The following is a 7,403-nucleotide window of genomic DNA, read 5'->3' on the forward strand; positions in this document are numbered from 1 at the left end:
CGCCCCCCGGCCGGGCCGCGGGGCATCGGACGTCCGCCGCCGCCGGGTCAGTTGAGGACCTGCACCTCGGCGACCTTGAGCGTGAAGTTCGAGGACTGCGGCATCTTGACGTCGAAGGTCTTCGCGTTCGGCCCCGTGACCACGACCTCGCCCACCCAGTTCGCCGTCACCGTGCCGTCGAAGACGCCGCTCTTCCTGGTGCCCGAGCCCACGGCGAACTCGTAGCCGCAGTCCGGGGACTTGGCGGCGCCGTACTTGGGGTCGTACGGCGTCCCGGCCTTGTCGCAGGTCACGGAGACGCCGCTGTCGAAGACCCAGGTCACGCCCCTCAGCACCGGTGTGACGGTGACCGAGGCGCCCGGGACGGACAGCGTCTTGGGCGCGGGCGCCGCCACGCCGTCCAGCCAGAGCCAGACCGGCGCCTTCACCACCGCCGTGCCCTTGGGTGCGACGCCCGCCGTCGGCTTCGGGAAGCGCATCTCGTGGGCGAAGCCGAAGCCGACGTCCACCAGGTTCAGCGCCGGCGGCCCGGCCGGCGAGGTGGCCTCGAACACGATCTCGGCGCCGTCCTGGCCGCCGCCCGTCTGCGGGCAGACCTTCGAGTAGAGCGCGCCCTCGGACGGCTTGTGGCCCTGCCACGCCGGGTCGCCCTCGGGGAGCGGGTTGTCCAGCGGGCGGAAGTAGCACCCGACGCCGCTGTTGAACCAGCCGCGCTCCGGGTCGTGGCAGGGCCACTGCTGGTCGTGGTAGCTGCACAGCAGCGGCCCGTCGCTCGTACCGCCCCCGCCGCCACCGCCGGGCTGCGACGGTCCGGGTTTCGGTTTCGTGCCACCGGTGTTGACCCCGGAGCAGATCACGTCCGGGTAACACTGTTCGGCACCTCCGCCCGGCGGTTCGTCCGCCGCCGCCGACACCGCCGAGGCCAACAGCAACCCGGCGGACAACGGCGCGAGGATCGCGAATCGCCGGGCCGGTTTACGCGTGTTCAGCATGCCCGGTCCACCTCCCGCTTGAAGTCGTAGATCAGCCAACGTGCTTGGAACCAGCGCAGGGACGCGGTCGCGACGTAGCGGTTCAGTCGGTCGCCCGGATCCTTTGCCACCTGGGTGACGGCGTCGACGCGGTGCCATCCCGACACGTCGACGCAGTCCTCGATCACGGCGGTCTGCGGATCGGCTTTCAGGTCAATGGCCTTGACCACCGCCGAATTGCGCGGCGTTCCGGTCATCACCAGTTTGGCGTCGCGAAGTTGGCGGAGACTGACCAGGGTGTCGGTAAGGGCCCGCCCGGAAGAGTACGTCTCCAGAGCGAATCCGTCCGAATCCGACCGCCCGAATGCCTCGGTCTGGGCCTGCCACCAGTCCTGATACGTCTTCAGGGCCAGCCGCCCCATGGCACCTTCCGGCCCGTCCGTCGGCGCGATCGAGGTGTTTACCGAACCACCCGAAGGAGGTACCGGATCCACTCCCGCGACACTGGGCGCAGCCGTTCCGAGCCGATCGACGGAACCACCGGCACCGCCGCTCGCACAGGCTCCGAGGAGCAACACCAGAACCACCCCACCGACCCCAACCGCCCCAGGGCGCAACACATTTCCGCGCTGCCGCATCGCCCCACCTCGTCGCGACCGACCGATTCGTGATCCGTGGCCGCCGGAAGAATTCCGTCGTCCCGCAGGTGTTTCCGCTGGGGATCGATTCTTCGCCAACCCACCCCATCACGGCAACACCTCAGGCCACCTGACCTTACGCGGAAGGCGGTTCCGTCGGGGCACTTTCCCGCCACAGAACGGCCAACAGTTCTTCGGAAAGCGACAATCCGGCCAATGCGCCCCGAACCGCGGCCCGATTGCGCATCAACAGGCGCCCGCCCTGCGGCGGAACGAGCAGGCGCGCGCCCGGCGCACCCGAACCACCCGGCGCTTCGCCCCCGTCGAGCAGCGCGGCGACGGACGGCTGGAGATCCAGCGGGGCGACGGCCGCCGGGGCGCCCGGGACACCCTGCCGCAGCACGGTGGTCAGGGCATGGCTGAACGAGCCCTCACCACCCGGCAGTACGGCGTCCCGGCCGCGTCTGCCCGGGGTGTACCGGCCGACCCGGCCCCACAGCGGGACACGCGGGTAGGCCAGCAGTTCGCCCGCGCCGTCCTCGCCGCCGCCGCGCTCCAACGCCGCCCAGGTGTCCCGGTCGGCCACCGCGTCGACCAGCAGCAGGGCCTCCTCGTGGCCACCGTGCACCATCGCGCTGACCACCCAGTCCCAGGCCAGGCCGCGCCGGTAGGCGTTGTCGGCGGTACTGCCGCCGGTCACCAGGGCGAGCCGCCGCCCGCGCGGATCGACCGCCAACTGACCGACCAGGCAGACCACCAGCCACCGGCCCGGGTGCTGGGCGGCCTCCCGGACGGCGGTGAGCATCGCGTTGGCGTCCGCGTCCGGCGCCACCTCGGTGACCCGGCAGCCGGCCGCGCCGACGTCGAAGCACATCCCGGGCAGCACCCGCGCGAGCAGCCGGGCGCCGTCCGGCGCCAGCGCCGAGCCCCCGAAGCCCCGATCGGGCCCGCCGTTCGCCCCGATCACCACCAGGTCGACCCCGCCCGCCATCCGCACGCCCCCTCCCATGCCGGCCCCGGCGCACCCGGGGCCGCCCGCCGCGCCCGCCGCTGCCGTGGTGCGCAGGGGCGCGTACCGTACCGCCGCCGGGCAGGCTACCGCCCCGGGCGGCCGCCGACGGGGCTCCCGGCCCGTCCGCTCAGGGACCATGGGCCCTATCGGCGCGCGCGCCGACCGGAGGACGATCGGACGCATGGAGCGTGAGGACCGTGTGGAGACCCTGAGCGAGGCCGAGTGCCTGCGGCTGCTCAGCACCGTGCCCGTCGGGCGCGTGGTGTACACCGAGCACGCGCTGCCGGCCGTGCTACCGGTCTCCTTCGAGGTCCTGGACGGGCGGTTGGTGCTCGCCGTGCGCCGGGGAAGTGCCACCGCGCGCGGGCTTGACGGCACCGTGGTGGCCTTCCAGGCGGACCTGCTGGACCCGGTCACCCGGACGGGCTGGAGCGTGCTGGTCCACGGCCGGGCGGACGTGGTGCGCGAGCCCGAGCAGGTGCGGCGGGTGCTGCGGTCCGGCCTGCGGCCGTGGGTGGGGGACCCGGAGCCGCTGTTCGTCGCGCTGGTGCCGGAACTGGTCAGCGGCCGGCGGCTGTTCCCGACCGGGCAGGACGCGCTGGGGCGCGGGGCGCTGCGGTCCTGAAACACCCACAGGGCCGCCGCGCCCTCGGGTTCCCGGGTTCCCGCGTTCCCGGGTTCCCGCGTTCCCGGGTTCCCGTGTTCCCGGTTCCGCACCGCTGACAGATACCGGCGGGTACGCATACGCTTCCGGCGTCCTGACCCCTCCCCCAGGAGCGCACCGTGACGAGCTTCGCCTCCCTCGCCGATCTGACCGCCGCCGTCGGCACCGAACTGGGCACCAGCGAGTGGCACACCATCGGGCAGCGGCAGATCGACCTGTTCGCCGAGGCGACCGGCGACCACCAGTGGATCCACGTGGACCCGGAGCGGGCCAAGGAGAGCCAGTTCGGCTCGACCATCGCGCACGGCTACCTGACCCAGTCGATGATCCCGGTGCTGGCGAAGGAGTGCTACGGCGTCGAGGGCGTGCGCATGGCGCTGAACTACGGCTCGGAGAAGGTGCGCTTCCCGGCGCCGGTGCCGGTGGGCACCGCGATCCGGGCCACCGCCGAACTGGTCTCGGCCACCGAGGTGCCGGGCGGGGTCCAGGCGGTGGTGCGGTTCACGATCACCAGCGCGGAGAGCGCCAAGCCGCACTGCGTCGCGGAGACGATCACCCGCTTCTACGCGTAGCGGCACCGGGCGGTGGCCCCGGGCGCGCGACCGGGCGGGGTACGCCGATTGGCCCGCGCGGGGCCGCTCACCAGGTCCGGACGGCCCATGACGAGTAGTCTCCGACGAGATGGTTGTCGTATCGCAGCGGCCCCACCAGTCGCCCGGATACCCGCCCCGGCATGCCCGGTAGCCGTGACCGTCCTTGGAGGAGCCTTGCCCCGCCCCGCCCCCTGGTTCTCCCGCCTCGCCGGTCTGTCCTCGCAGTTCATCACCCCGCCGACCAACAGCCCGACCACCAGCCCGGCCCTCGGCCCGACCGCGAACCGCACCGGGTCGGGCCTGGCCCGACTGCCCCGCGCGGCCTGGCACCTGGTCCGGGCCGAGGCCTTCGGTGCCGAACCCCGGGGCGAACGGCTGGCCCGGATCCACCGCTCCCCGCAGTTCGCCGACGGCGCCTTCCGCAACCCGCTGCCCACCCGCCGCCTGGTCTACGAGCGCAGCCCGCTGGAGATCACCCGCGCCCAACTGACCGGGGACAAGACCCGCCGGGCACCGACCGCCGCCGTACCCGTGCACCGGCTGCTCCCGGTCGACCTCGCCCTGCCGCCGGACTCCGGACTGCGACTCACCTGGCTCGGCCACGCCACCGTGCTCGCCGAGATCGGCGGGCGGCGGGTCCTGATCGACCCTGTGTGGGGCGAGCGCTGCTCGCCGTTCGCCTGGACGGGGCCCAAACGGCTGCACCCGATGCCGCTGCCACTGTCCGAACTCGGGCCGGTGGACGTGGTGGTGATCTCCCACGACCACTACGACCACCTCGACATGGCCACCATCCGCGCGCTGATCGGGACGGACGCGGTGTTCGCCGTCCCGCTCGGCGTCGGCGCGCACCTGGAGCGCTGGGGAGTACCGACCCGGCGGATCGCCGAACTCGACTGGTGGGAGTCGGCCGAGATCGCCGGGCTCACCCTCACCGCCACCCCGGCCCGGCACTACTGCAGCCGCGGCCCCCGCACCAGCGCGCTGTTCCTCTGGGCGTCCTGGGTGGTGGCCGGCGGCGGGCACCGGATCTTCCACAGCGGGGACACCGGCTACTTCCCGGGCTTCGCCGAGATCGGCCGCCGGCTCGGGCCGTTCGACGCGACGCTGATGCAGGTCGGCGCGTACAGCGACTTCTGGCCCGAGGTGCACATGACGCCCGAGGAGGGCGTCCGGGCCCACCTGGACCTCGGCGGCGATCTGCTGCTGCCGATCCACTGGTGCACCTTCAACCTGGCGACGCACCCCTGGGAGGAGCCCGCCGAACGGGTGGTCGCGGCTGCCCAGGCGCTGGGCGCCCGGCTGGCGGTGCCCCGGCCCGGCAAGCCCTTCGAACCGGTCGACCCGCCCGCGCTGCGGCTGTGGTGGCGCGCGGTCGCGGCCACGCCTCGCGGCATCGAGCCGCTGGTCCGGGACCGCAGCGCGGTGCCGGTCCGGGAGCGGGCGACGGATTTCAGCGAACAGATTTCAAAATCTGTTCGCTGAAATCTGTTATCTGTCTGCTGTTATCTGTTTGCTGTTATCTGTTCGCCCACTTGTCCGCAGCCACCTGTTCGCTGCCACCTGCGGGACGGGGCGGCGGACGGAAGTCCCGCCCACCGCCTGGGCCCAGGACCAACCGCGGCGTCACCCCGCCAGGACGTCCCGCAGTGCGCGGGCCTCCTTGACCAGCCGGCTCGACCCGCCCTGCTCCGCCGCCGCCGTCACCTCGGCCACCGGCCCCCGGGCGCCGGTGCGCCGGGCGCAGTCCGCCGCGAGGGCGAGCAGGTCGCCGAGGCCCCGGGCGGGTGTGCCCTCGCCGCCCAGCAGGGCCGGCAGCGCGGGCCCGAGCACGGACCAGACCGTGCCGTAGGCGCCCGTCCCGGCGGCCAGGGTGAGCGCCGCCGCGAGCCGGTTGGGCTTCACCGCGCCGCAGTCGACCAGCGCGGCGAGCTCGCGGCCGAGCTGCGCGCCGTCCAGCTCGCCGCGGGCGGCGAGCACCAGCAGGGCGTCGACGGCCGCCGTCCGGTCCTCGGTGTGCCGGGCGCCCAGGCCGTAGGCCAGCGCCAGGTGCAGGGCGAGCCCGGCCGGGCCGCCGGCCTCGGCGAGGGCGGGCAGCAGCCGGCCCGCGCCGCGCTCGTCCCGGTCGGCGCCGGCGGCGAAGTGGTCGAGCCACCGGGCCGCCAGTTCCTCCCGGTGCCAGGGGAGCATCGCGGCCCAGTGCGCCGTGGGCCGCCACGTCCAGTCGCCCACCTTGCGGGCCCGGGCCACGCTCGGCTCGGTGCCCTCCAGCAGCGCCCGGAACTCGGGGGCGAGCCGCTCGCCGTCCGGGCCCTTCGGGCCGGCTCCGATACCGGGTTGGGCGACGGCCACCCGCCGGACGTCCTCCCACCAACGGTCCGCGTACTGGTGGCCGTGCTTCGAACCCCGGCCGGGGGCGAACAGCACCCGCTCGGACGGCTGGTCGGGCAGGCCGCCGGTGCGCAGCCACTGGGCGGCCCACCGCCCGGACGGCGAGGTGAGCGCCTCGGCGGCGCGCAGCACCCCGGCGTCGGCGCGGGGGCCGACCCGCAGCAGGGCCGCGCACAGGTCGGCCCGGCCGGGGGTGATGCCCGCCGTCTGGTACCCGGCGAGGCGTTCGACCAGCGTGCCGGGGTCGATCGCGCCGGTGGTGTCGGTCGGGGTGGCCAGCAGGTAGGGCGGCCGGTTCGCGGTCACCTGCCAGGCGGCCTCCTCCAGCCGGGCGGCGAGGGCGGTACCCTGCGCGGTGTTGTTCTGGCCGCGCAGCGGGGAGCGCTTCTTCTTGCCCCCGAGGAAGTCCCAGGCCCGGTACGGCGGCGTCTCGCCCGCCACCGCGGCCACGACGTAGAGGACGTCCCGGGGCGAGCAGTCGCGCCAGCGGTCGACGCCGCTCCACGGGTGGACCCGCCGGACCGGCTCCAGTGCCTCGGCGAGCGCCGCCCGGTCCTGGTGGGCCTGGCGGACCAGACCGTCCAGCACGCGCTCGAAGACCGTCGGCTCCGGCTCGTCGGCGGCGAGCAGGGCGGACAGCTCCTGCGCGAGTTCGGCCGCCGAGGCGATCGGCGGGCCGAGCGGGAGGGGCTGGGGGGCGGGCGGGAGGAGCTCGTTCCACCCGGTGTCCGGGTCGTCGTCGCCGTCGCCACCGACCGGCGCGCCGAACAGTTCGCCGGCGCGCTGGTGGTGAGCGGGGTTCAGCACCTCGGCGGCGAGCCGCAGTTCGGGCAGGACGGCCTCCCCGGCCGCGCGCAGGTGCCGGGCCACCACGTTCAACGCCCGCTCCTGGACGGCCTGGTCCGGGTGCCCGAACGCCTCGGCGGCCGCGAGCACCACCGGCCCGGACCGCCCGGGCTCGCGCCGGGCCGCCCGCTCCAGCCAGCCGAGTTGGGCGCGGACGAGCTTCTTCTCGGCCCGGAACAGCACCACCGCGGAGGACTCGACCAGCACCTCGGGTTCGATCAGCCCGGCCTCGTCCAGCCCGGCGAGCACCTCCAACTACACGGCGTCCTGTCGGGCGCCGGCCTATCC

Annotated in this window: 7 protein-coding genes; 3 read left to right on the forward strand and 4 right to left on the reverse strand. The window is 74.5% G+C overall.

All coding sequences use genetic code 11. The features are described from left to right. Window positions 1–47: 47 nt before the first annotated feature. From ACFVHI_RS21725 to ACFVHI_RS21735, 3 genes are all read right to left on the reverse strand, one after another. Entirely contained in the window at window positions 48–992 is a 945-nt protein-coding gene (locus tag ACFVHI_RS21725) for a hypothetical protein (protein ID WP_380341793.1), read from the reverse strand. After that, a complete protein-coding gene (locus ACFVHI_RS21730; protein ID WP_159398547.1) occupies window positions 986–1,465 on the reverse strand; it encodes a hypothetical protein in 480 nt (159 codons plus the stop codon). Before ACFVHI_RS21730 ends, ACFVHI_RS21725 begins: the two co-directional genes overlap by 7 nt. 280 nt (window positions 1,466–1,745) lie before the next feature. After that, window positions 1,746–2,600 (reverse strand): hypothetical protein, encoded by an 855-nt coding sequence (locus ACFVHI_RS21735; RefSeq protein ID WP_063350037.1) that lies wholly within the window; start codon window positions 2,598–2,600, stop codon window positions 1,746–1,748. Between the two features lie 202 nt (window positions 2,601–2,802). Here ACFVHI_RS21735 and ACFVHI_RS21740 point away from each other — a divergent pair, with 202 nt between their 5' ends. The 3 genes from ACFVHI_RS21740 (at window position 2,803) to ACFVHI_RS21750 (ending at window position 5,363) form a co-directional block, all read left to right on the forward strand. Then, window positions 2,803–3,246, forward strand: coding sequence for a pyridoxamine 5'-phosphate oxidase family protein (locus ACFVHI_RS21740; RefSeq protein WP_063350036.1), 444 nt, complete (start codon window positions 2,803–2,805; stop codon window positions 3,244–3,246). 158 nt (window positions 3,247–3,404) lie between these two features. Then, window positions 3,405–3,857 (forward strand): MaoC family dehydratase, encoded by a 453-nt coding sequence (locus ACFVHI_RS21745; RefSeq protein WP_063350035.1) that lies wholly within the window; start codon window positions 3,405–3,407, stop codon window positions 3,855–3,857. Window positions 3,858–4,178: 321 nt separating this feature from the next. Then, window positions 4,179–5,363: an MBL fold metallo-hydrolase gene (locus ACFVHI_RS21750; protein ID WP_244293710.1), complete on the forward strand. Its 1,185-nt coding sequence runs from the start codon at window positions 4,179–4,181 to the stop codon at window positions 5,361–5,363. A gap of 141 nt (window positions 5,364–5,504) precedes the next feature. Here the strand turns inward: ACFVHI_RS21750 and ACFVHI_RS21755 are convergent, their stop codons facing one another. Continuing rightward, window positions 5,505–7,364, reverse strand: a complete 1,860-nt coding sequence (locus tag ACFVHI_RS21755) for a DUF6493 family protein (RefSeq protein ID WP_380341810.1) — start codon at window positions 7,362–7,364, stop codon at window positions 5,505–5,507. Window positions 7,365–7,403: the final 39 nt, after the last annotated feature.

Source organism: Kitasatospora sp. NPDC127121 (assembly GCF_042677305.1).
In the GTDB taxonomy this organism is placed as follows: domain Bacteria; phylum Actinomycetota; class Actinomycetes; order Streptomycetales; family Streptomycetaceae; genus Kitasatospora.